The sequence below is a fragment of the Aeromonas molluscorum 848 genome (genome assembly GCF_000388115.1).
Taxonomy (GTDB): domain Bacteria; phylum Pseudomonadota; class Gammaproteobacteria; order Enterobacterales; family Aeromonadaceae; genus Aeromonas; species Aeromonas molluscorum.
In genome coordinates, this window is sequence record NZ_AQGQ01000057.1 from 1 (window position 1) to 22,185 (window position 22,185).

A 22,185-nucleotide genomic window follows, 5' to 3' on the forward strand; every position below is an offset into this window, starting at 1 on the left:
GGGGCCTGCAAGTAGCCATTGATGACGCCGTTGTCGCTCACCTCCAGGGTCTGATGCAACTTGAGGGTCAGATCGCCGCGACTACCCGCCGCCGTGATCCTGCCCTGGTCTTTCATCTTGAGTCCATAGACGCTGAGGGAGCTGTGGCCCTGCAGAGTCATGTCGCTGTTGTCCTCGACCGTCAGGTCCCTGATGGCCCAGTCGCCCGCCGCCATGGGCATCTGACTCTGCCCACTCAAGCTGGCCCTGTCGAGATAGTGGGGTTGGAAACTGGCCGTGACATTGCCAATCGAGCTGGTCGACAGCGCCAGTCTGTCATAAACGGTGACGTTCGCACCGGACAGCTTGCCGTTGCCGGAGACCGTCAGCTGATCCACGTGCAGGTTGCCACTGCCCTTGATGCCATCCGAGTACCCTCGTAGTACCCCTGTACGTGCCTTGGCATAGACGGTCGCGCCATTGAGGTTGAGCACGGCCCCGTCAGAGAGCGACAGGGTGTCGAAGCGATAGGTTTGCCCGGATTGCAGAGTGGCCAGGCAGTTGCCGTTGTTCCAGGAAGCGTTCTTGTAATTACCGGGCGCGGGGGTGAAGGCGCTGGTACATGCCAGGTTGCTCTGTCCGTTGTAGGTGGGGAAATCGCCGGGATCGGCCGGAAACTCATCGGGATCGCTGATAAAAGCCACATCCTTGAGGGGATTGGCCAAGGCCCCGCTGACGTTGCAATTGGCGATCCAGGTTCCCCCGTTCCAATAGCCGCCGTTGTTGCAGTTGGCATTTGGCTGGATGGTTTTGCCAAGGAAGGGGTAGTTGGTATCCACGGTGGCGCTGGTGATCCGGCTCTCCCCACTCATGGTGAGTCGGCCGGGAGCGGCATGACTCTGGACCGGGTAGGTGAAGGCCGCAGTACACTGGCTGGCGGCCTCAACCGAGGCGGAGCACCAGACCAGCGCCAGGCAAAGGACGGGACGAAAGCGGGACATCATGAATTCTCACTCCTCACAGGCGTTATCAGGGCGTCACGCCATCGAAGGCTTCCGCCACCAGGGTGCGGCTCACGGCAAAATCAGGGCTGGCGCTTCCCTGCGCTGCTGTACCACAGGAGCCCAGGCTGGTGAGCCGGTAGGTGATGCTGGTCTCGCCATCTCGCTGGGTCTGGATCTCGCTGCAGCTCACCGCCACCTGACACCCCTGCAGACCGGGCTCGTCAAATGCCCGGGATGCTGCCACATTGGTGCAGGCGGCGGGCTGGTCGGCACCACTGCGGTTGGGAAACAGCTGATAGAGGGCCATCTCCAGCCCGCTCTGGGCCGCCATCAAGGCCCGCACCCCGCGCACCTCCACCGTGTTTTTTTCACTGCTATCGAGCAGGAAACGCCCCATGGCCGCGGCAAGCAACGCCATGATGACGATGACGAAAAGGGCGACCATGATGGCGCTGCCACTCTGGGGCGTCATCATGCGAGGGGACCTAGGGGACATTGAGCAGCTCCAGCTTGTGATTGAAGACGACACGCTCGCCGCTGCGCTCAAATTCCAGCCGCACTCCCACCTCGCTCTGGCTGAAGGCGGCGGGCTCCCGATAGAAGTAATAGGCCGCCGGGCGGATATGCTCGGCCATCAGGGCCGATGGGCTAACGCTGACGTCAGACCCGATGGCAGCACTGGCCCGGGTCAGGGAACTGCCCGTCACGCAGTAGCGAACCTGCTGGTTGGCAAAGTAGACACGCTTGCCTGGGGAATCCTCGGTGACGCTGCCATCCATTGTCAGCGACAGGGCACCCGACGCAGGGCTCTCTACCGTGGCAACCCCGGCGACGCAGCGGCCATAGACACAGCCCTGATCCAGGGTAAGATCCGGGTTTGCCAGGGGATAGACGATGGCCAGATCCTTATCCTGTTCGGGCAACACATCCGGCGTCACTATGGTGAGCCCAGCACTGACCACCGAGCCCAGATAACGGCTAGCGGTGGTGATGGGCCAGAAGCGCAGGCAGGCTCCCTGATCCATCCCGTTCTGCGCATCATCTTCGATGCGCACCGAGCCAGGCACGGCGTCGCGCAACTCGCGATTGAGCCGCTCCAGGGCGAAGCGGGCATCGCTCATCAGCTGCTCACGGCGACTGGCATCGCCGTAGATCTGGGTGCCGATCCCGATGAACTGGCTGGAGAAGGTGGCCATGACCCCGAGCAGCAGGATCACCATGACCAGCTCGACCAGGGTAAAGCCCCTGTGCACCCCCATCAGTAATTTCCCCGATAGAGGGTGAAATCCACTTCACTCCCATCCGGCAGTCGCACCGTCAGCGCGACACGCTTGCCGATGGATTGCGCTCCGGCGCCCGGGCTGCCAAACAGCGCATCTGGCGTGACGGCGATCCTGATCTGATAGTGGCGATACTCTTGGTCGCTGACGCCGACAGCCGTCTGGGTAAACAGACTGGCATCCTGCCATTGTCCCGCGGTATCAAAATCGTCCACGTCGTTGTAGACATAGGGGGCGAGCCCCTCTTCATCGGGATCCGGGCCATAGCTGGTCGAGCAGGAGGGTATGGTGACACCCGCCATGGTCTCGCCACAGCGATAACGGCCACCGTTATGATCCGAGTCTTCATCGAAGGATTTCTGCAAAATCTCGCTCAAGACCCGCTGCGCCAGCTGGGCGGCACGTACCTGTTGCACCGGGTCGACCGACTGGGGGGCCTGATTGACAAGCAAATCCAGGATGCCGGTCAGTGCCACCGCAAGCAGCACCATGCCGACGACAAGCTCAATCAGGGTAAAGCCGCGGGCAGAGTTGGCATGGTTAAGGGAGGGCATGGATATACCCCTCGGCCTCGATGCGCAGCTGAACTGACTCCCCCCCTCCGCTCACAGTCAGCTCGCAGCCGGCGGTGCAGGTTCCCAAGGGACGGCCACTGCGTTTATCGAAACTGAGTGATGTCTCAGGGGAGAGGACAATAGTGCCGGAAGCCTGCACCGGGCGGCCCCGCTCTCGCTGGTTGGTAGTCCAGTTGGCGATCGGGCTGGCACTGCAGATGCCCACCTGGGTGAGGTGAGCGAAGCGGTTCGCCTCCAGCACCAACTGGGTGCAGCGATCTGCGCCTTCGTTCATGTTCATGGTCTGCACCAGCCGCAGCCGGGCCACCAGCTCGTCGCGCAGGGTATGGATTTCAAAGCCGCCTTTGCCCAGCCATTTGGGCACGGCAAAGGCGGCCAGAATCCCGAGCAGCAGGATCACGATGACCAGTTCAATCAGGGTGAAGCCTCTGCGCATAGCATGCTCTCATGGAAAAAGAAAGGCGAGGCACGTGGCCTCGCCAGACGCTATCAGTTGCAGCCCGCCAGGGCAGTAGAAGCGGCGGAAGTTTCTGTTGCAGCAGTGTAGTTCACCGTGCACTTGGAGCTGCTGGTCGAGAAGACGTAAGCGCTGCCAGAAACTTGACCACTCCAGGAGCCATCAATGGTGACCGCATTCTTGATACCTGTATCGGATGCCGCCGGATAGCCGTAGACAACATCAATGCTGGTGCCGTCGCTGCTGTCGATCGCACCAGAAGGCTGGCGCTCAATCCCTTCCAGAGCTGACTTGCTATAAACCAGCTGAGCCGAGCTGCTCACTGCAGCCTGCACCCCTTGTGCAGCAGCGGCCTTAGCATCATCCTGCAGATTCAGGAACTTGGGTGCGGCAGTGACCGCCAGAATGCCCAGGATGATGATGACGATCACCAGTTCTATCAGGGTAAAGCCTGCTTGTTTTTTCATCTCTTGTCCTCTGTCGATAATAAAATCAGTTGATATTGGTGGTCACCTGGCCGGAAGCCGGGCGGTAACTGAAACTCATGAACGCCTCAGTGCTCCCTTGCGGGTCCTGATACTGCCCATCACTACCCTTACTCAAACTATTGACCAGGTAGTAGCGACAAACGGAGTCGAGGCCATTACTGGATACGGTGGCATAGTATTTCAGGTCATTACCACTACTACGCACCTCGGAGAAGCTGGCAGTAGCCTTGGGGGGATTTTGCAGCAATCCATCCCAAATTCGCAAACAGCGCTGGGCTGTCAAGTTGGCCGGATCGACGTCAGCCGCTCCGCCCGCGGTATCCATGGGATAACCGGGAGAGAGCTCGCCATTGGCAATCTGGCTGTCGGTGGGAGTAGTCAGATAGAAGCGAGTGCCATCATAGAGCACGGTATTTTGTGCATCCTGCTTGGCCCGACCTTCGGCTTCCCACTGGGCTCGCACCAGAGAGACGGCGGTGGCATAGCCGCCCGACACCCCTTCCACGCTCGCCTTCTTTGCCTCGTCGGTCACGTCGAGAAACCGTGGCAAGGCGGTGGCCGCCAATATGCCCAGGATGACGATGACAATCACCAGCTCGATCAGCGAAAAGCCCGCAGCCCCACGGGGCAGACTCCCGCCTGTTGTGAACTCTCTGCGCTTGCTATATGCCATGGATCCTCCATCGGACGCGGTATTATTTCATGTAGATATAAAAAAATCATGGGAACGAGGTGAAAAGTTAGCCTCGTTCAGCCCCGCCTGGCGGCGCACGCCAAGGGGAAACCCGGCCATCGGCGAAGCGATAGTGCAACCAGTGCGACTCGGCGCCAATGAGGCAGCCCCCTGCCATTCCCCGAAATTGCAGCGGCAGATTGCCAAGCGAAGACGACCCCATGACGCTCTGCCACAGTTGCTGGCAATCGCTGGAAGGGGTCATCAATGGCGCCAGCCCCAGTGGCCAACCACGCTCACTAAATTGCCAGACCTGCCCCTGGGCGTGAAACTGTGCAGGTCTGCGCTCCTCGAGCCAGCGGCCATGGAGCCGCTGCATCCGCTCGGCAAACTGCTCTCCAAGCAGGGCCAGACTGGTCGCCAACGCCTGATCGCGATGGCGGTGATAGCCGCCGACCAGGGTGGCGATGATCACCAACAGCACCAGAATGGCCGCCAGCAGCCGATAGCCCGACAGCCAGCGAATGTCTTGCTCCCCCTGGCGACTCATCTTTTTCCCCAGCCCTCAGCCATTATCTTCCGCCCCTGACCGCGCTCATCATGTCCCACATGGGAGTAAAGATGCCCAGCGCCAGGATAAGCACCATGATGGCCACCAGGCCGATGAGGATGGGCTCGATCCGGGCGGTGAGACTCTTGAGGTCATAATCCACCTCCCGCTCGTAATACTGGGCCGCTTCGTGCAGCAATTCGTCCACCTGGCCGGTCTCCTCTCCCACGGCGATCATCTGCATCACCAGGGGAGTAAAGAGGGCACTGGCGCCTGCGGTGCGCAGCAGGCTTTCGCCACGCTCGATACCCCCGCGCATCTCGCGGATCCGATCGGCCATGAAGGCGTTGTCCACCGCATCGGCCACCAGCGCCAGCGCCTGGTTCAGGGGCACGCCCGCCTTGAGCATCATGGAGAAGCTGCGTGCGAAACGGGCCAGCAAGGAGCGTTCAATGATGCTGCCGACGATGGGCAACTTGAGCTGCCATCTGTGCCAGCTCAACTGGCCTGCCCGGGTTCTCACCCAGTGGCGCCAGCCCAGCACGGCGGCAATCAGCCCGGCCAGCAGCAGCCACCAGTAGTGCACGAAGAAGTGGGAGGTGGCGAGCAGGATCCGGGTTGCCAGGGGCAGCTCGACCCCGAACTTGGCGAACATGTTGGCAAAGACCGGGATCACCATGATGTTGAGGATCACCATGGCGATGCCGATGGCGATCATCACGAAGCTGGGGTAACGCATGGCGGCCTTGATCCGTTTGCGGGTCTCCAGCTCCAGATCGAAATAGTTGGCAAGCTGTTGGAAGGCCTCCTCCAGCTGACCTGTGTTCTCCCCCACGTGGATGATGGCGATGAACAGGCTGCTGAACACCTTGGGATGACTCTGCATGGCACTCGACAACGGCCGACCATTGCCCAAATCTTCCCCGAGCTGATGCAGCGCCCGCTTGAGGGGCTTGCTGTGGGCGCTCTCTTCCAGGCCTGCGATGGCGCGCAATATGGGAATGCCGGCCCGGGTCAGGGCATACATCTGGCGGCTGAACACCACCAGCTCTTCCAGCCGTACCTTGGACTCAAACAGCTGGGAGAGATGGATGTCAGCACCGCTGGCACGCCGCTCGCGCAGCTCGGTCGGCAAGATGCCCCGCCGCATCAGGCTGTCGGCGGCGGCCGGTTCGTTGGCCGCCTCCAGGGTGCCGCTGACCGCCTTGCCAAGCTTGTCGCGTCCCTTGTATGCAAAGTTCGCCATGGCTTAACCCAGATCCTCGGCCAGACGCAGCACCTCATCCACCGAGGTAATGCCACTGCGGGCATAGTCGAGGGCAGTCAGTGCCAGAGGGCGATAGTGGGGGTGCTGGCGCGCGGCCCGGGCAAAGCTCTCGGTATCGTCACGGCGCAGGGCATCCATCATGGTCTGATCCAGTTCGAGTAGCTCATAGACACCGACCCGGCCACGATAGCCGGTGAAGTTGCAGCTCTGGCAACCGCGGCCCTTGTGATAGTCATACTGGCCAGGCGTCTCTCCAGACAGGGTGGCGAGCCAGCTCCCTTGCCCCTCATCCGGCGCCTTGGGTTCGCTGCAGTGCTCGCACACCCGGCGAACCAGGCGCTGGGCCACCACGGCGCGCAGGGCGCTGGCCACCAGATAACCGGGGGCGCCCATGTCGATGAGACGCAGGGCACTGCTGATGGCGTCGTTGGTGTGCAGCGTGGTCAGTACCAGGTGACCCGTGATGGCACCGCGCAGCCCTATTTCCACCGTCTCGTTGTCACGCATCTCACCCACCAGCAGGATGTCTGGATCCTGACGCAGGGTGGATCGCAACACCTGGGAGAACGTCAGCCCTATCTTGGGATTGACCTGCACCTGGTTGACCCGGGGCAGTCGGTACTCCACCGGGTCTTCTACCGTGATGATCTTCTGACTCGGCTGATTGAGCTCGGACAGCGCGCCATAAAGCGTGGTGGTCTTGCCGCTGCCGGTCGGCCCCGTCACCAGTATCATGCCGTGGGGACGCTTGAGCTGGCGGCGAAAGCGCACCAGTATCTCGGGCGGCATCCCCGTCTCATCGAGGGAGAGAATTCCGGCGCTCTGATCCAGCAGCCGCATCACCACGGACTCCCCGTGCTGCACCGGCATGGTCGACAGTCGTACATCCACGTCCCGGCCCCGCACCTTCATGGCGAAACGGCCATCCTGGGGCAGCCGCTTCTCGGAGATATCGAGACCCGCCACCAGCTTGAGGCGCAACACCAGCGCCTGGGCGATGCGCACCTCGTTCAATATGTTCTCGTGCAGCACACCATCGATACGCTGGCGAATGCGCAGCACCTTCTCGTCCGGCTCGATGTGGATATCCGAGGCGCCCACCTGCACCGCATCCTCGAACAGGGAGCGCAGCAGCTTGGCCACGGTCGCCTCCCCCTCATTGCCCCCTTCCAGATTGCTGGATCCCAGCTCGAAGCCTGCGTCCTGATACTCCTCCTGCAACTGCTCGGCGAAGCTCTCTATCTCGCGAGTACGACGGTAGAGGCGGTCGAAATAGTCGAGCAGCTGACCCTCTCGGGCCACGGCGAGTTTCATCTCCCGCGGGCGCAACAGATTGGCAATGGCATCCAGGGCGCTGAGATCGGCGGGATCCGACATGGCCACCGTCACCTCATGCTCGCTCTGATGCACGGCCAGCGCGCGGTAACGGCGGGCCTGCACCTCGGGCAAGAGGGCGACCGCCTTGGCATCGATGGTGAGGTTGTTGAGGTCGAAGAAGGGCACCCCAAGCTGGCGGGCCAGGAACTTAAGCAGCTGCTCCTCGCTGATAAAGCCGAGATCGATGAGGGTAGTCCCCAGCTTGCGACTGGTCTGGCGCTGCTGTTGCAGGGCAAGTTGCAGCTGATCGTCAGAGACGATCTGCTCTTGAACCAGCAGATCGCCGAGGCGCATCTTCAGTCTCGGTTGTGCCATGAAAACTCCGGTGCTGTGGGCCCGCTTTGCAAGCGACGTCCCTGCTATCTGTCTGGGCACGCCCTAGGCGGGCTGTGCCATCTCACTGTTCAATGCCATGGGGCCAAAAAGTGACCTCAGGGGCCGAGCTGGGCCATGCGCTGGCTGAGCCAGGCTTGGGAGGCTTCCCCCAGATTTCCGTGCAGCAGGGCATTGCGATAGGCGTCTTTGGCGCGCTGGCTGTGGCCCTGACCATCTTCGGCTATCCCCAGCCCCAGCCACCAGCGCCCCTGATCCGGCTGCACCCGCAGCAGCTGGACATAGAGATCCGCCGCCTGGGCATTCTGCCCCAGCTCCTGGCGCAAACCGGCCCAGGTTGCGTAGTAATCGAGGTTGCTGGCCAGGGGCGGATGGGCGCCACCGAGCCAGTCGAGGGCCCGTGGCTTGTCTCCACCGGCCAGGGCCAGACGAGCCAGCAGCAGCCTGAAATCGGCCTGCTCGGGTTGGCGGCGCACGCCGTCCTCGAGCAGGGCGCTGGCCTCGGCGAGCCGCCCCTGGCCATAAAGCAGACCCGCCAGCTGCTGGCGAGCCTCTTCGTTATCCGGGGTTTGGCGCAGCAGGGCGATGAACTGCTCCTCGGCCTCGCGCAGTTGCCCCTTGGCCAGGGCCGCCGTGGCTTTTCGTTCGCTCAGGGAAGCCAATTCCGTCTGACTCAGTTCCACCGTCTCTATCTTGAGGGAGGCAGGACGGCGCGGCATGGGTACGACCGGCTGGGTATCGGCCTCCTGGGCCGCATCCAGTTCGGCATAGAGATCCGGCTGCAATTGTGCATCGCTCGGCTCCGGCTCGGCCTCGTCGGCATACTCAGACGCCTGTGACGGAGGCGCCCCTTGAGCCGAGACGCTCTCCTCAAGGGATGGCGCCGGCTCGGTGCGGGCGAAACCGGGCGGCTGGCGCAACTCGGGCAAGGCGTGGGCCACCGCCTGGGTGCTGGGAGTGGGCAGTGCCACCACCAGATCCACGGGCTCATCCTCGGCCGCCGCGATCGGGGCGACGACCTGGGCGAGCGGCCGGATCGCATCATGACTCTGCTGCCAATAGATCCAGCTACGCCAGCCCAATATGCCCAGCGCCAGGCCGCAGATCAGGGTGAGCAGCAGCATCCACCAGCCCAGGCCCCGCTGCGGTGCCACATAGACGGCGGCGCCATCGCCACTGCCCTGACGGCGTTCGAGATCGGAGAGCATCTTGTTAATCACGCTCACGACCAGACCCCCGTCGAGGCTGGCCACTGTTTGTCACTGCGGTTGATTCGATTCATGGCCAGACTCCATAGGTCAGGGCGGCGCCCAACACGAGCAGCAGGCACAGCCAGCGCCCCCGCCAGGGACGAGAGGCATCTTCGGTATCCTGAATGGCGAGCCGGACCTGGCAAGGCAAAATGCGAGCGGTGCCCTTGCCATAGCTGACCATCAGGCTCTTTTGGGCCAATACATTGATGAGACGGGGAATACCCCGGGAAGCGCGCCATAGCAGGCGCTGCGCCGCCTTCGAGAAGAGGGGGGCACCGCGATAACCCGAGATGTGCAACCTGTGTTCCAGATAGGCGCGAGCCTCGTCCAGCCGCAGAGGGCGCAGGGCATAGGAGAAGCCGATACGCTGCCGCAGCTGGCGCAAATGAGGCTGTGCAAGGCGCACATCCAGTTCCGGCTGACCAAAGAGCACCACTTGCAGCAGCTTGTTCGACTCCGTCTCCAGATTGCCAAACAGGCGGATCGCCTCCAGTGTCTGATCCGGCAGGGCCTGGGCCTCGTCGATCAGCACCACCACACGAAAACCCTGCTGGTGCAGCGCGATCAGATGACGATGGATCCGGTCCGTGATGTCCAGCTCGCTGCTGTCCCGCACCGCCAGTCCCAGCTCCAGGGCCAGGGCGATGCGCAGCTCGGCTGGCGTAAGGTGCGGGTTGGGAAGCCAGGCGAGGCGCACCGGTTTCTGTTCCGAGCCAAGTTCGACCAGCAGCTTGCGACAGAGCAGCGTCTTGCCTGTTCCCACCTCACCGGTCACCTTGATGAAACCTTCCCCCTCGGCCAGGGCCCAGTGCAGCACCTGCAGCGCCTCCTCGTGGGGAGGCAGGCCATAGTAAAACCCCGTGTTCGGGGTCAGGGCGAAGGGAGGCTCCTGCAGACCGAAATGGTTCAGGTACATGACACTGCCTTGCCGGGTGCCGATGGACACAGGCCGCGAGCGCTCATCGCGGCTCACTGATCCCGGGACGGATACCATTTGTCCAGCAGCTCGGAGGAGCGTTGCAGCTCTTTTTGCCAGGTGTCCTTGTCCACGACCGTCGGCTTGAGCAGGATCACCAGCTCCACCTTGCGGGTACTCTCGCTGCGGTTGGTAAAGGCTTCACCAATCCAGGGAATATCGCCCAGCAGGGGCACCTTGCTCACTATCTCCTGCTTCTTGGTTTCCATCAGACCGCCGATGACAATGATGTCGCCGTCATTGGCCTGCACCACGGTATCGGATTCGCGGATCGAGCTCTTGGCCAGGGGCAGCACCAGCGGATTGGCGGTGCCGACACTGATGGTCTTCTGCTGCTCCTGGGTGTCGATGACCGAGGGGTGCACATGCAATAGCACCCGATTCTGTTCGTCTATCTGCGGGGTCACATCCAGGGCGATGCCGGAGAAGAAGGGGGTCAGCTCCACGTTCGGATAGACCTGATCCTGGTTGCTGCTGCTGGTGATGGTGGTGGAGGCATCGGTGACGAAATACTCGTCCGTGCCGACCTTGATCACCGCCTTCTGGTTGTTGGTTGCCGTCACCCTCGGGCTTGACAGGGTGTTCACGTCCCCTTGGGTCTTGAGCAGGTTGACCGCCACGTCGAAGTTGCCGTCCGAGATGGTGAAGCCGGCGCCGCCTCCCAGAGCCTTGAAGATGGTATTGGTGCTGGCGGCGACTGTGTTGCCGACCAGACTGCCGATACCGGTAACGCCCTTGCTGCCACCGTCCCAGGTCGCCGACAGACCATTCCAGTCCACTCCCTGTTCATAGCCTTCATTCAAGGCCACTTCCAGGATGCGCGCCTCCAGTACCACCTGGCGCTTGAGGTGCGACTCGGACTGGTTGAGGAATTCCCGCACTGCCTTGAGCTCCTTGGGATAGGCCCGCAGGGTGACCAGCCCAGCTTGCGGGCTGGTGATCACGGCACGACCCTCGCCCTTGCCGATCAGGGTCTGCAAGGAGTCCTTGAGATCTGTCCAGTAGTCGGTGTTGGTATCTGTTTCTATCTGGGTGCCGTTCTGCTGGCCACTGCTGGAAGAAGAGCTGTTGTTGAAGCCATTGCTGTTCAGGCTGGCCTGGCTGTCGTTATTGAAATTGTTGTTGCTGCCGCTATTGGGGTCGTTGGCGGTCACGCCCCCGGTGTTGATGGCGGTACGGGACTGGCCACGGCGCGCCATCATCAGGTAGTTGACCGGTATGGTCTCGGTACGCAGCCCGGCCGGATAGATGTGATAGACATAGCCCTTGCGCTGCACGTCATAGCCATACATGTCCGCCGTCACCGCCAGCACCTCGGGCAGGGTCACATCCTTGAGCTCGAGGGAGATGAGCCCGGCCACCCCGGGGTGCACGGCCACGCTGTAGCGCGACCCTTTGAACAGGGAGCCGAAGAAATCGACCGCCTCAACGTCGTGGGCGGCGATGCGCAGCCGCTTCTCGGGCAGGGCGGTGGGCTGGGTCGGTCGGGTCAGCGCCAACAGCTCGTTTTGCACCGAACTGGGCACCGCCAGGGCCTGCGCCTGCGCGTTGCGCTGCTGTTCGAGCCGGGCATCGGTGAGCGCCTCTTTGGCCGAGGTCGGTTCGGGGTGACGATAACTGGTGCAGCCTGCGGCCAGCAAGGAGAGGCTGATCAGGCAGAGTTGATGTCTTTTCATGAAATGAGGATGCCCCGACGTGAAATGCGATTCGAATTGGCGCATGGCGCCAGGATGGTGACGGCAAGGTTGAAAGGGACCAAGGCTGCCGTTGCCCTGATCTGGCACCGCAGAAGATGGTCCGGGGCCAGCACCGGGCTCACTGCAGTACCCCAGCGGAAAACAGCGCTAGTCGCAACCGCTTGCCGCCCTTGTCGAGCAGCACGGCATCGGCATCTATGCCAGCCAGTCGGTAGCCGTTGACCTGATCTCCCACCCGGTAGCTCTGGCCGTCCAGCACGGCGCGAGCCGGGCCATTGCCCAGCATGATGCTCTGCAGCCTGGGCAGACCGGCAGCCTGGGGAGCCTTGGCGCTCCCTGTCAGCCCATCCAGGGGCTGGGTCGGATCCCGCAACACCTCAGCCTGGGCAAGTGGTGCCAACAACAATATAAACATCAGCCACTTAGCCACGAATGAACTCCTTGCTGGTGCTCAGGGTGTAGATCTCCATCTCCACCACGGCGCTGGGATGAGCCTGCACCCGGTAGTCAAACAGCCGCCAGTAGAAGTGGCGGGGCAAGGCTTCCAATGCTTTGAGGTATTGATAAACATCGAAATACCCCCCTTCGAGCTTGAGGCGGATGCCGTGCTTGAACAGGTTATCGGCCTGATCTCCAGGCACCAGCGGAGTAGGCGCTATGGTAGTCAAGGCCAGCATGTGCAAGCGGGAGCTGTTGGCCAAGAGGCTCTCCAGCACGGCGGCCATCTCGTCGGCCGGGATCAGGTCCACCGTCTGGGCCTTGAGTTCATCGTCAATGCGCGCCAGCTGCTGCTTGACGCTGGTCAGCTGGTTGCGTACCCCGAGATTGGGATCCCGGTTGAGCTTGGCCTGCTTGCCCTGATTCTCCAGCCCCATGAGCTCGAGATCCCGCTGGGCCGTGACCAGCCCCTGCCGATCCTGATCCAGCCGGGCACCGGCCCCCTCCAGCCAGCCGTAATAAAAGAGCGCGAACACCAGGATCAGACCCGTCAGCAGGATCAGTACCCGCTCCCGCTGACTCAAGGCCGCGACCCGCTCGCAATAATGTTGCCACTGGGCCTTCATGAGTGCTCCTCGAGGTGCCGGATACCATTAGCTTGCCACTGCGCGCTCATCAGGGTTTCTCCCGCGCGATACCGCTCAGCTGGAACTGCAGTCGTCCCGCCTTGTCACGGCTCAGGGTCAGCTCACCAAACTCTTTGCCCGCCAGGGTCGGCATCTGCTTGAAGCGGTTGACCCAGGCCGGGACATCCTGACTGCTGCGCGCCACCCCGGCCAGGTTGATGTGACCTTCGTTGATCTCGATGCGCTCCAGGGCCAGCTTGTCACTACCAAGGCGGGCCAAGTCCGACATGATGCCGGCATAGCCCTGGGATTTTTGCAGGGAGAGGCTGCCAAGCTGGCGCATCAGCCCCTGCTTGGCGCTCAGTTCGTCGCGCTTGTCCACCAGCTGGCGTTGCAGGGCCTCATCGGCCTGATGACGAGCCAGCGCCGCATCGAGCCGCTTGGCCTCATTGCGCTGCACGTCAAGCGCCACTCGCACCTGCGCCAGCTCACGGCTCACCCCTTGCTGTTGCCAGGCATAGAGGGCCCCCATGCCAGCCAGCAGCACGGCGAGCAGACCCCAGGCCAGCAGCATCTGCGGCAAGCTGGCCCACTGGCGGCGGGGACGAAATTCGGCGCCGTAGAGGTTGATCTGGCGCTTCATGGTGCCGGCATTCATGAGCGGGCTCCCAGGGCTGCGCCATAGGCTGAGAGGTACTCGACTCCGGCCAGCACCGCCTTGTTGGCCATGGCCGAGACAGGGAAGCCGAAGGTCTGCTCCATGTGGCGCACCAGGGTGCCGATGAAGGGCGAGGCGATGGCCAGCTGCAGGGCGCTGAGCTCGGGCAGCTTGAGCTGACCGGCCAGATAATCGAGGGAGCGCTGTATCTCCAGCATCAGGCTGTCGAGTTGCATGCCATCGGGCTCCTGCTCTGCGGTCAGGGCGGAGAAACCGCGCAGTTGACGCGAGAAGCACAGCCCCCCCTGATGAAATACCAGCAGTTGCAGATCCTGGCCCTTGGGTTGCAAAAGCAGCATACGTACCTGCTGATCGCTCTCATACAGGGCGGTGAGCACCAGCTCGTCGTTCTGTATCGCCTCCAGCTTTGCCACGGCATTGACGCTGTCGGCCACCAGCTGGATCCGGCTCTTGGGCACACAGATAACATTGATGCGTGGCTGACCCGCGGGCGGAGTGGGCAGGTCCACATAATCCATCGCCAGTTGCATTACCGGCTCATTGACGTAATCCTTGACGGCCCAGGGCAGGGCACCGGCCATCTCGGCCTCGGGCACGGCAGGCTTGTCTATCTGCACCTGCTGGCAGAGGTTGGCGGCCAGGGCCACCCGCACCCGCGACTTGGCGAGGCCGTGACGCTGAAAGAGCTCGGCGATGGCAAGGGGCCACTCCTGCTGGCTGTTGACCTTGCGGGTGGCGAAGAGAGGGGATTCGCTGAGCGCGGCCAGCATGACCCTGTCCTGGGCCAGCAGCAGCCCCACCGGGCGCCCTTGGGGCTTTGCGGAAAAAAAGGATGTCATGCTCGCCGATACCTGGCCGCGAAAAACGAATCAAACCTTAACATATACAGTGGATTAGCCTCTAGATAAATGACGGACACCCAAGGCAGACTGCCCTCCCCCCTGCAAGCCATCAGCCACCCCTTACTGGACGAGTACGGGGTCAGTCTCTGGTGCAAGCGCGACGATCTCATTCACCCCCAGCTCTCGGGGAACAAGTGGCGCAAGCTCAAGTACCAACTGGCCCATGCCCGGGAACAGGGAAAGACCCATTTGGTCTCCTTTGGCGGTGCCTACTCCAACCATATCCATGCCCTGGCGGCGGCTGGGTGCCAATTTGGCCTGAAAACTACCGGCATCATACGTGGTGAGCCGAGCGCCGTCAGTAATCCCACTCTGATAGATGCCAGGGGCTGGGGGATGGATCTCATTTTTGTCGACCGGCAGAGTTACCGCCGCCGCCAGGAGCCCGCCTGGCTGGCGCAGTTCGAGGCACCAGATACCCTGATTATCCCGGAGGGCGGCAGTGCCCCCCTGGCCCTGCCCGGGGTCGCAGAGCTGGTCGATGAACTGCCCTTCTCACCGGATCTCTGGGTACTGCCCTGCGCCAGCGGCGGCACTCTGGCGGGGCTCATCTCCGGCAAGCGTGCCGGGGAGCAGATCCTTGCCATCGCCGTGCTCAAGGGGGCCGATTTCATCCGCGAGGAGGTGTGTCGGCTCTATCCGGGCGCCGCAGAGGATCCTCACTGGCGCGTCGCCCTCGACCATCACGATGGCGGCTACGCCAAGTTCAGCCCGGCGCTCTGGCACTGGGTACGAGCCTTCAGCGCCGAAACGGGCCTGCCGCTGGAGCCCATCTACAGCGGCAAGGCGATGTGGGGGCTGTTTCGCGAGCTGGCGGCCGGGCATATTCCCAGGGGCAGTCGCATCGTCTTCATCCATACCGGTGGTCTGCAGGGGCTGGCCGGGTTGCGGGAACAAGGGCGGATCTGAGTCTGGTCAGCGCCACAACAAACAGGGCCACCCAAGGGTGGCCCTGTTTGTTGTTCGTCGATCGACTGGGGGACAGTTCAGTCACCTAGACCTGGGGCAAGGGAAGTCGCTCCGGCTCGGAGAACCAGGGCCCCTGACCGCCATAGACCCCCAAGTGGCGCAACATCTTCCACTCCTCCTGACTCTCCACCCCGACGGCGATGACCCGCGCCTGGGTGTTGGCACAGCCGCCCACCAGGCTGCGCACCGCCATCTGGTTGACCTGACGGCTCTGGATCTCCCGCACCAGGCTGGGGTGCAGGCGCAGGAAACTTATCTCGAACTCCTTGATGTACTGGGTGCTCACCACATCCTGGCCTGCATGATCGATAGCCAAATGGCAACCCAGCATGCGCAAGGATCGCAGCGGCCGCTTGAGCGCCTCGTAATGACGCGTCACCTGGGCCTCGGAGAACTGCAACACCAGCCGCTCATTGGTGCTGCGCGGCAGTTGGAACAGGGCGAAGAAAAGCCAGCGCTGGAAGTCGCGATTGAGCATGCTCTGGGCGCACAGACTGAGGGTTATCGGCGGGCTCGCCTCGCCCTCGGCGCGCAGCAGCAACAAGGTCTGCTCCGCCACCAGCCGATCCAGGGGCAGCAACAGTCCCGTCTTCTCGGCCATGGGGATGTAGACACCGGCCTGCAATATGCGGCCCTGTTCATCCTGGATCCGGGTCAGTATCTCCTGCTGGAGCACCAGGGCACCGCGATCCTGCTGCACCGATTGGCGATAGAAATCGATGCCCCGCTCTTCCAGTCTGCGACTGAGCAGAGTGCGCCAGCGCACTGTGCCCTTGCTGCTTGGCTCAAGATCCAGCTGCTTCTCGTAGAGGAACCAGCCGCTGTGATCTTGCAGCCTGGCACTCTTGAGGGCCAGCTCGGCCTCTTCCTGAACCTTGAGCAGGGAGTCCGTGGCCTGATAGCAGACGGCGCCGATGAAGACGGCAGTCTCCGGATTGACCTGCGCGGGCCAATGCAGTCGCTGCAGGCTCTTGAGCAACTGGCTGGCCCCGTCCACCATCTCGCTCTCGGCCATGTTGGGCAGCAGTACCGCGAAAACCTGACCGGCGTAACGCGCCTGCAAGGCGCCGTTATGCTTGCGCACGAAGGTAGCGATGGAGCCGCTCGTCTCCTGCAACAACTCCCGCACCTGATGGGCTTCGTCTTCGAGGTCCAGCTCCTCCAGGCAGGCCAGCTCGATAAGCAGCATGCCACCGCTCATCACGTTCGCCTCCATGATGGCGCTCTCCAGCCGGTTGTCGAAGAAGAGACGGTTGCCTATGCCGACGTCCTTGTCGACGAAGGCATTGCTGCGAATGAAGTTATCAAAGCGGCTGCGTTCCTTGCGGGCATCGGTCAGTTCGGCGAGCAGCTTGTCGAGGGCGTTGCTGGCCGAAATGGGCCACTCCTCGGCAGGGTCATGGGCCAGCTTGGCCAGCTTGCCATCGAGGATCAGTTGGCCCCGCAGGGCCAGCAGCTCGGCACCCCGCAGTTGCAGGCGCAACCAGCGGATCGAGTACCAGAGCCCGAACACCACTATCAATATGCCAAAGGAGATGCCGGACATGGCCTGCATCGAGTACTCGAACTCCTTGAAGGGGCGTTCCAGCTTGAAATCGGCGACCAGACCCGGCTGACGGTCAAGCTGGCGGTGATAGGGGATCAGCAGGCTCTCGTCTTCCTGAAACTGCACGTCGCGAAACCAGTAGATGCGTTGCTTGCCCTGGCGAACTTCCAGCTCGACCACTCGGGCCGAACGCAGCAGGGTCGGCAGCCAGCGGGTGAGATCCTGATGATCGTCGGCCACCTCCAGCTGCTTGTCGACCACCTCGACCAGGGCATTGATCTTGTTCTCCTGCATCTCGAACCCGAGCTGGCGAAAGCTGAATACCCCGCCGAGCAGCACCATGGCCATGGCCGCGATTACGCACAAGGTGATGAAGGAGACGAGTTGTGTGGTGAGTTTCATGGGCCTTCCGTTGCGCCAACGTCCGTGTTGACTCATGGTAACAGCCGGATCTGCACCCGCCTATGGGCAGGGATCCCACTGCTGAGATTAAGGGCGCGAGCATAATCAATAGCGCCGCCAATACCAAGGTGATTCGGGAAGGTAAAACGGAGGGGGAGCAGAAAGAAAAGTGGTCCCGCAGAGGGGACCAAAACACTCATATCAAAACTAACACTCTGTGCTACTGACAAAACATACAGATACAGGAGTATTGAACACACGGTGAGTCAAACCGCAGGGCTACTCTACCGAGTTCGGATAAGCTGGACAATTGTCATTTCTGACAGGTCATCGATTGAATCTTGTGCTACCGCCAATTAAAAATCAAATATTATCAGCAAGTTACCAACCACTGTTGAATACGCATACCAAGTCATTCAAATTGATACTGCTAATCGTTATGATGGTTAAAACTCAATCGAGCCTGATGGTTCGACATTAGCAAGGTTGATCATGTCTCGACTCACCTCTTTGTGGATTAGCCTGGGATTGTTCTGCACTCCTCCACTGCTGTTATTGCTGCTCACTCCTCTACTGACCGGTCCGGTCACCCAACAGTTGCTCAAGGCCAAGGAACGCGAGCTGCTCGCCTACCAGGCAGAGCGCAACAAGGTGCTCGAACAAGACATAAAGGCCCAATTGCTCGGCTTCAAGTTCGACTGTGGGGCAGAGGACATGGCACTGCTGCGCAACCCCGACTATTACAGTCGCCATATCCGCCTCGCGGGGCTCCAGCCCGCACAAGGCAAGGGCTGTTCGACCTTGGGGTTGGGCCTCCCCCAGCTGGCAGACATCAAAGGTACGCCACTCTCCTCCGGTTTCGGGCTCACCGCCACCAAGCGTTCCTTTGGCACAGAGCAAGAACTGATGGTCTATGTCAAACATTCAGGCAACCTGGCCTATTGGATTCTCAACAACAGCTGGACCCATGAACTGCTGCACACCCCTTGCCAAGAGTGCTTCTATCTGGAATTCACTCATCACGATCCGGCGCTTGAGCACCTCTATTTCCCGCGAGGCAATGCAGCCATCATGGGCCAGCCCCACGCGATAAAGCTCAACCACATGTATGAGCGCCAACGGGTGCAGCAGACCCTGTGGGCAGGCACGGCCCTGCGTCAGTATGCCGCCGAGCAAATCCGTCATATAGGTCTGATCATTGCCCTCTCCCTGGGATTGCTGCTGCTCGCGGGTTACTGGTTGCTGCGCAACTACCGCAACTCCCTGGATGGCCTGCTCAAGCTGGGCCTGCAACGGCGGGAATTTCTGCCTTTCTACCAACCGATTGTCGATAGCCGCACCCATGAGGTAGTCGGCCATGAGGCTTTGATCCGCTGGCGACGAGGTGAGAATTTCATTCCTCCTGGGGTCTTTATCGACTTCGCCGAGCGTCAGGGGCTGATCATCCCCATGACGGAGCAGCTGGTAAGCCAGGTCGTCGTGGATCTCAAGCTGCTGGCAAGCCCGCAGTGGGTCAGCGTCAATCTGGTCGCCGCCCACGTCGAACAGACGCACTTGCAAGAGATGTTGCTGCGCTTGCACTGGCCGGATCCCCAGCGCCTCACCTTCGAACTGACCGAACGCACCCCCATCTCGGACATGAAGAGCGCCGCCCGAGAGATGGCGGCCCTGGGCCTGCGCGGTTACCACTTCAAGATTGATGATTTTGGTACCGGCTACGGCGGCTTCGCCTATCTGCAACAACTGGGCATTAGCCGCATCAAGATCGACAAGATGTTCATCGATACCATAGGCACCCAGGATCTGAAACGTAACGTGCTCGATGCCATCATCACCTTTGGCCATAAATCGGGCATGGAGATGATAGCGGAGGGGGTCGAAAATCAAGGGCAGCTGGATTATCTCGCCGAGCGTGGCGTCTATCTGATCCAGGGTTATGTGTTCGCCAAGCCCATGCCGATTGCCGAGATTGCCAACTGGCATCCCCCCGTCAAGATGATGAAGGTGAACCCGAGCCATCCCGGGAAGCACCAAGGCATGCCCTCTACGGACAGCAAGCACTGAGTGGCGCAAGCTGGCCTGCCCCAACCACAAGGGCGCCAGCCAGCCGCAGCACGGCCAGGGGGGAATAGGTCAGGGGAAAAAGCGACACGCCAGCCGTCGCTCGGCAGAAAAACCGGTCGGGCTACTCGCTGATCAGGTTCTTGCCGAGTCGCTTTGCCCGGTAGAGGGCGCCATCAGCCCGGTTGAGCAATTGATGAGACCCCTCCCCCGGCAAGTATTCCGCCAGGCCGAAACTGAGGGTGATGGGCAGTGGCGTCTGCAGCCCCACCTCGACAATGTGAGTCCGGATCTTCTCGGCAACCCGGCGCGCATCCTGCAATGGGGTGTTGGGCAATATCAGAATGAATTCATCTCCACCCCAGCGCGCCAGGGTGTCTACCTCCCTCAACTGGTGCTTTACCTGACTCGCCAATTCGACCAGGGTCAGATCACCGGCGCAATGTCCATACAAGTCATTGATTTGTTTAAATTCGTCGATGTCGAGCGTCACTATGCTCAAGGGATGGTTGAAGCGCTTGGCCCGCTCGCACTCCCGGCGCAGGGTCTGCTCCAGCCGATAGCGATTGGCGACCTGGGTCAAGGCGTCCGTTTCGGCCAGCCGCCGGTTCTCCTCGACCTGACGCTGCAACTCCTCGTTGGCACGGCGCAGCTCCTGGGTACACTCATCCACCAGCAGTGCGAGGGACTTGTTGGTCGATACCAGGGTCTCGAAATTGAGCTTCTTGTCATGAATGTCGCGGTGTGCGCCTATCATGCGGGCCGGGCTGCCATCAGGCTGGGAGGTGACGATATGGGCGCTGTCCTCTATCCAGAGGTAATCACCGTCACGGGTGCGGCAGCGATATTCGATACGATAAGAGGATGAACGTCCGCCCAGATAGTCATCGAAGTGGGTCATGACCCGGGTCAGATCCTCGGGGTGGATCAGGGACTCCCAGGTCAATACGTCATTGTCCAGACTGTGGGGCTCATAGCCCAGCATCCGGTACCAACCCGCGTTGCGATAGACATAGCCCGTGTCTACGTGCCAATCCCAGATGCCATCACTGACCAGATCTATGATGGTTTGCACCACATCATCGGTCACGTCAGGCAGTTGTTGGTGCTGCGGCGGTCGCTCGCTGTCCTCATTCATGATGCCATCCTTGCTCACACTCATGGGGCCATATTAGTGGGATCAAGTGTAGGGGCATTAGGGCTAAAAATATCTGCGCTGGCGCCCGTAATAGTCAAAATCACACTTTTTTGGGGTGGTGCGATTCGAACGACACAGCGCGTGGAAAGCGGCTTCCCGGCCATCTGGGCCGGGATCCGAGCAGTGATGACGCTGGACAACCGGCAGGCGTCGGGATGACTCCCGGTGCTCGCCATGCCCATGCATCCACTGAACGCATCAATTCAAGACTTCAACCCCATGCTTCAAGCCAGGGCTTCGGCCAGTCGAACATGGGCCAGCCACGACAGGCTGACTGGCGCCGGGCAGGGATCAGTCGGAGAGATAGTATTCCACCGTGGAGACCACCCGCACCTTCTTGATATAGGGGGTGCTGGAGTCGCGATTTTCCACCGTGAACTGACCCTGATTGGCGGTACGGATCTTGCCGAGCCGACTGGCGGAATCCTTGGCAAACTTGTCGGCCACCTCCCGCGCAGAGCGGGTCGCCTCCTCCACCATCAACGGTTTGAGGTCGTTGAGTTTGGTGAAGATAAATTCGGTCTGCTGGTAATCCTGACCGGCGAAGGCGATGCCCTGCTGCCCCAGCTCGGCGATGCCGTTCATCAGCTGGCGCACCCTGTCCACCTGGCCGGAACGCACCGTGATGGTCTGGGCTGCCGTGTAACGGAAGGTGCCCGTCTCGGCGCCGCCATAGGGCTGAGCCAGCTTGTCGGTAATGGCCGGGGGCGCTATCAGTATCTCCTCCTCCGCCACCCCGTTGAGCTTGAGGTAGGCCAGCACGGCGGCGGCACTCTTGCCCATCTCGTCATAAAGAGCAGGCAACTCGTTGCTGGCGCCGGAGAAGCGGATGGGCCACACCACCACATCGGCCTGCACCTCTTTCTCCGACAAGCCCTTCACCGACACCCGCCGCTCATACTCCTTGGCCTTGAGCAGGCTGTTGCCACCGATCCAGGCCATGCCAAGCAGCCCTGCCAACAGCAGGCTGCCGAGGACGAGGGAAGATTTTACATTCTGTTCCATAACGAACTCCGCATCGGGTGGTGCCTTGTGACCAGCCGTTCCTTAGTTGTATCAGAAGTTGTACCTGAACCCGGCCCCCCCGCCAGCCCGGGAGACCCTCCTTTGGACAAAGGCGAGGAAAAGTGGCGTCATACGCGACATATTGCGGCGGCAGAGAGGCCAGAGAGGGGATAAAACGGCACCGGGGATATGATCGCCAGCCACACAGGTTCGATTGGCGAAGCCTAATCTGACGAAGGTAACGCTATTGCTCCCTTCTTCCGTTTATTAGAAAAGGAGGAGAAGGGCTGGGAATGAGGGGCGGAAATATCATTGCCGTAATGGGCTGACATCAAGTCACTGGGCAATGCTTTGCTTATTGACCTCCATCACAGAGGTAGCCAGTTCAAGCCAATAAAAATCTGTCTCTTGATGTTTTGGATTAGGGAAGGTGCGAATAAGCGGGGAAAT

At 61.3% G+C, this 22,185-nt stretch carries 21 protein-coding genes and 1 pseudogene; 2 read left to right on the forward strand and 20 right to left on the reverse strand.

Annotation, left to right across the window (positions count from 1 at the left end):
• The 17 genes and pseudogenes from G113_RS09855 to G113_RS09935 all read right to left on the reverse strand — a co-directional run.
• A pseudogene (locus G113_RS09855) lies at nucleotides 1-983 on the reverse strand (MSHA biogenesis protein MshQ); the annotation flags it as partial.
• Nucleotides 984-1,008: 25 nt separating this feature from the next.
• Nucleotides 1,009-1,479 carry an MSHA biogenesis protein MshP gene (locus G113_RS09860; protein ID WP_236611743.1) on the reverse strand — a complete coding sequence of 157 codons (471 nt, stop codon included), beginning with the start codon at nucleotides 1,477-1,479 and terminating at the stop codon, nucleotides 1,009-1,011.
• A complete protein-coding gene (locus G113_RS09865; protein WP_005900207.1) occupies nucleotides 1,469-2,242 on the reverse strand; it encodes a PilW family protein in 774 nt (257 codons plus the stop codon). The genes G113_RS09860 and G113_RS09865 overlap by 11 nt, the downstream gene beginning before the upstream one ends.
• Complete coding sequence (locus G113_RS09870) at nucleotides 2,242-2,817, reverse strand: type IV pilus modification PilV family protein (protein ID WP_005900209.1); 576 nt, start codon at nucleotides 2,815-2,817, stop codon at nucleotides 2,242-2,244. The genes G113_RS09865 and G113_RS09870 overlap by 1 nt, the downstream gene beginning before the upstream one ends.
• Nucleotides 2,804-3,274, reverse strand: a complete 471-nt coding sequence (locus G113_RS09875) for a pilus assembly FimT family protein (RefSeq protein WP_005900211.1) — start codon at nucleotides 3,272-3,274, stop codon at nucleotides 2,804-2,806. Before G113_RS09875 ends, G113_RS09870 begins: the two co-directional genes overlap by 14 nt.
• 53 nt (nucleotides 3,275-3,327) lie before the next feature.
• Nucleotides 3,328-3,762 (reverse strand): prepilin-type N-terminal cleavage/methylation domain-containing protein, encoded by a 435-nt coding sequence (locus tag G113_RS09880; protein WP_005900213.1) that lies wholly within the window; start codon nucleotides 3,760-3,762, stop codon nucleotides 3,328-3,330.
• Between the two features lie 25 nt (nucleotides 3,763-3,787).
• On the reverse strand, nucleotides 3,788-4,456 hold the full coding sequence (locus tag G113_RS09885; RefSeq protein WP_005900215.1) for a type II secretion system protein: 669 nt from the start codon (nucleotides 4,454-4,456) through the stop codon (nucleotides 3,788-3,790).
• Between the two features lie 67 nt (nucleotides 4,457-4,523).
• Entirely contained in the window at nucleotides 4,524-5,006 is a 483-nt protein-coding gene (locus G113_RS09890) for a hypothetical protein (RefSeq protein WP_005900217.1), read from the reverse strand.
• A gap of 22 nt (nucleotides 5,007-5,028) precedes the next feature.
• Nucleotides 5,029-6,252, reverse strand: coding sequence for a type II secretion system F family protein (locus tag G113_RS09895; protein ID WP_005900220.1), 1,224 nt, complete (start codon nucleotides 6,250-6,252; stop codon nucleotides 5,029-5,031).
• Between the two features lie 3 nt (nucleotides 6,253-6,255).
• Entirely contained in the window at nucleotides 6,256-7,965 is a 1,710-nt protein-coding gene (gene mshE / locus G113_RS09900) for an MSHA fimbrial ATPase MshE (protein WP_005900222.1), read from the reverse strand.
• A 116-nt stretch (nucleotides 7,966-8,081) separates the two neighbouring features.
• Entirely contained in the window at nucleotides 8,082-9,191 is a 1,110-nt protein-coding gene (locus tag G113_RS09905; protein ID WP_407919102.1) for a tetratricopeptide repeat protein, read from the reverse strand.
• A gap of 70 nt (nucleotides 9,192-9,261) precedes the next feature.
• On the reverse strand, nucleotides 9,262-10,152 hold the full coding sequence (locus G113_RS09910; protein ID WP_005900226.1) for an ExeA family protein: 891 nt from the start codon (nucleotides 10,150-10,152) through the stop codon (nucleotides 9,262-9,264).
• Nucleotides 10,153-10,205: 53 nt separating this feature from the next.
• Nucleotides 10,206-11,888, reverse strand: a complete 1,683-nt coding sequence (gene mshL / locus G113_RS09915; RefSeq protein ID WP_005900228.1) for a pilus (MSHA type) biogenesis protein MshL — start codon at nucleotides 11,886-11,888, stop codon at nucleotides 10,206-10,208.
• Nucleotides 11,889-12,027: 139 nt separating this feature from the next.
• Nucleotides 12,028-12,324 (reverse strand): SctD/MshK family protein, encoded by a 297-nt coding sequence (locus G113_RS09920; RefSeq protein ID WP_407919103.1) that lies wholly within the window; start codon nucleotides 12,322-12,324, stop codon nucleotides 12,028-12,030.
• Between the two features lie 7 nt (nucleotides 12,325-12,331).
• Nucleotides 12,332-12,973, reverse strand: coding sequence for a type 4a pilus biogenesis protein PilO (gene pilO / locus G113_RS09925; RefSeq protein WP_005900233.1), 642 nt, complete (start codon nucleotides 12,971-12,973; stop codon nucleotides 12,332-12,334).
• Nucleotides 12,974-13,022: 49 nt separating this feature from the next.
• On the reverse strand, nucleotides 13,023-13,616 hold the full coding sequence (locus G113_RS09930) for a PilN domain-containing protein (RefSeq protein WP_040319102.1): 594 nt from the start codon (nucleotides 13,614-13,616) through the stop codon (nucleotides 13,023-13,025).
• A gap of 11 nt (nucleotides 13,617-13,627) precedes the next feature.
• Nucleotides 13,628-14,491: a hypothetical protein gene (locus G113_RS09935; protein WP_005900238.1), complete on the reverse strand. Its 864-nt coding sequence runs from the start codon at nucleotides 14,489-14,491 to the stop codon at nucleotides 13,628-13,630.
• Between the two features lie 69 nt (nucleotides 14,492-14,560).
• On the opposite strand from G113_RS09935, the gene G113_RS09940 reads away from it, so the two are divergent.
• On the forward strand, nucleotides 14,561-15,463 hold the full coding sequence (locus G113_RS09940) for a 1-aminocyclopropane-1-carboxylate deaminase/D-cysteine desulfhydrase (protein ID WP_005900240.1): 903 nt from the start codon (nucleotides 14,561-14,563) through the stop codon (nucleotides 15,461-15,463).
• An 85-nt stretch (nucleotides 15,464-15,548) separates the two neighbouring features.
• On the opposite strand, the gene G113_RS09945 is transcribed toward G113_RS09940, so the two are convergent.
• On the reverse strand, nucleotides 15,549-17,471 hold the full coding sequence (locus G113_RS09945; RefSeq protein WP_005900242.1) for an EAL domain-containing protein: 1,923 nt from the start codon (nucleotides 17,469-17,471) through the stop codon (nucleotides 15,549-15,551).
• 492 nt (nucleotides 17,472-17,963) lie between these two features.
• Between G113_RS09945 and G113_RS09950 the strand changes: the two genes are divergently transcribed.
• Nucleotides 17,964-19,535 carry an EAL domain-containing protein gene (locus tag G113_RS09950; RefSeq protein ID WP_051106582.1) on the forward strand — a complete coding sequence of 524 codons (1,572 nt, stop codon included), beginning with the start codon at nucleotides 17,964-17,966 and terminating at the stop codon, nucleotides 19,533-19,535.
• Between the two features lie 121 nt (nucleotides 19,536-19,656).
• Here the strand turns inward: G113_RS09950 and G113_RS09955 are convergent, their stop codons facing one another.
• Both G113_RS09955 and G113_RS09960 read right to left on the reverse strand, forming a co-directional pair.
• Nucleotides 19,657-20,670 carry a sensor domain-containing diguanylate cyclase gene (locus tag G113_RS09955; RefSeq protein WP_005900247.1) on the reverse strand — a complete coding sequence of 338 codons (1,014 nt, stop codon included), beginning with the start codon at nucleotides 20,668-20,670 and terminating at the stop codon, nucleotides 19,657-19,659.
• Between the two features lie 351 nt (nucleotides 20,671-21,021).
• Nucleotides 21,022-21,735 carry an SIMPL domain-containing protein gene (locus G113_RS09960; RefSeq protein ID WP_005900249.1) on the reverse strand — a complete coding sequence of 238 codons (714 nt, stop codon included), beginning with the start codon at nucleotides 21,733-21,735 and terminating at the stop codon, nucleotides 21,022-21,024.
• Nucleotides 21,736-22,185 lie beyond the last annotated feature (450 nt).

Coding starts and splice junctions, on each gene's coding strand:
- G113_RS09905 (WP_407919102.1), bottom strand. CDS start 9,191: ATGCTCTCCGATCTCGAACGCCGTCAGGGCAGTGGCGATGGCGCCGCC.
- G113_RS09895 (WP_005900220.1), bottom strand. CDS start 6,252: ATGGCGAACTTTGCATACAAGGGACGCGACAAGCTTGGCAAGGCGGTC.
- mshE (WP_005900222.1), bottom strand. CDS start 7,965: ATGGCACAACCGAGACTGAAGATGCGCCTCGGCGATCTGCTGGTTCAA.
- mshL (WP_005900228.1), bottom strand. CDS start 11,888: ATGAAAAGACATCAACTCTGCCTGATCAGCCTCTCCTTGCTGGCCGCA.
- G113_RS09880 (WP_005900213.1), bottom strand. CDS start 3,762: ATGAAAAAACAAGCAGGCTTTACCCTGATAGAACTGGTGATCGTCATC.
- pilO (WP_005900233.1), bottom strand. CDS start 12,973: ATGAAGGCCCAGTGGCAACATTATTGCGAGCGGGTCGCGGCCTTGAGT.
- G113_RS09870 (WP_005900209.1), bottom strand. CDS start 2,817: ATGCCCTCCCTTAACCATGCCAACTCTGCCCGCGGCTTTACCCTGATT.
- G113_RS09860 (WP_236611743.1), bottom strand. CDS start 1,479: ATGTCCCCTAGGTCCCCTCGCATGATGACGCCCCAGAGTGGCAGCGCC.
- G113_RS09910 (WP_005900226.1), bottom strand. CDS start 10,152: ATGTACCTGAACCATTTCGGTCTGCAGGAGCCTCCCTTCGCCCTGACC.
- G113_RS09920 (WP_407919103.1), bottom strand. CDS start 12,324: ATGTTTATATTGTTGTTGGCACCACTTGCCCAGGCTGAGGTGTTGCGG.
- G113_RS09960 (WP_005900249.1), bottom strand. CDS start 21,735: ATGGAACAGAATGTAAAATCTTCCCTCGTCCTCGGCAGCCTGCTGTTG.
- G113_RS09890 (WP_005900217.1), bottom strand. CDS start 5,006: ATGAGTCGCCAGGGGGAGCAAGACATTCGCTGGCTGTCGGGCTATCGG.
- G113_RS09885 (WP_005900215.1), bottom strand. CDS start 4,456: ATGGCATATAGCAAGCGCAGAGAGTTCACAACAGGCGGGAGTCTGCCC.
- G113_RS09935 (WP_005900238.1), bottom strand. CDS start 14,491: ATGACATCCTTTTTTTCCGCAAAGCCCCAAGGGCGCCCGGTGGGGCTG.
- G113_RS09930 (WP_040319102.1), bottom strand. CDS start 13,616: ATGAAGCGCCAGATCAACCTCTACGGCGCCGAATTTCGTCCCCGCCGC.
- G113_RS09955 (WP_005900247.1), bottom strand. CDS start 20,670: ATGAATGAGGACAGCGAGCGACCGCCGCAGCACCAACAACTGCCTGAC.
- G113_RS09940 (WP_005900240.1), top strand. CDS start 14,561: ATGACGGACACCCAAGGCAGACTGCCCTCCCCCCTGCAAGCCATCAGC.
- G113_RS09875 (WP_005900211.1), bottom strand. CDS start 3,274: ATGCGCAGAGGCTTCACCCTGATTGAACTGGTCATCGTGATCCTGCTG.
- G113_RS09945 (WP_005900242.1), bottom strand. CDS start 17,471: ATGAAACTCACCACACAACTCGTCTCCTTCATCACCTTGTGCGTAATC.
- G113_RS09950 (WP_051106582.1), top strand. CDS start 17,964: ATGTCTCGACTCACCTCTTTGTGGATTAGCCTGGGATTGTTCTGCACT.
- G113_RS09865 (WP_005900207.1), bottom strand. CDS start 2,242: ATGGGGGTGCACAGGGGCTTTACCCTGGTCGAGCTGGTCATGGTGATC.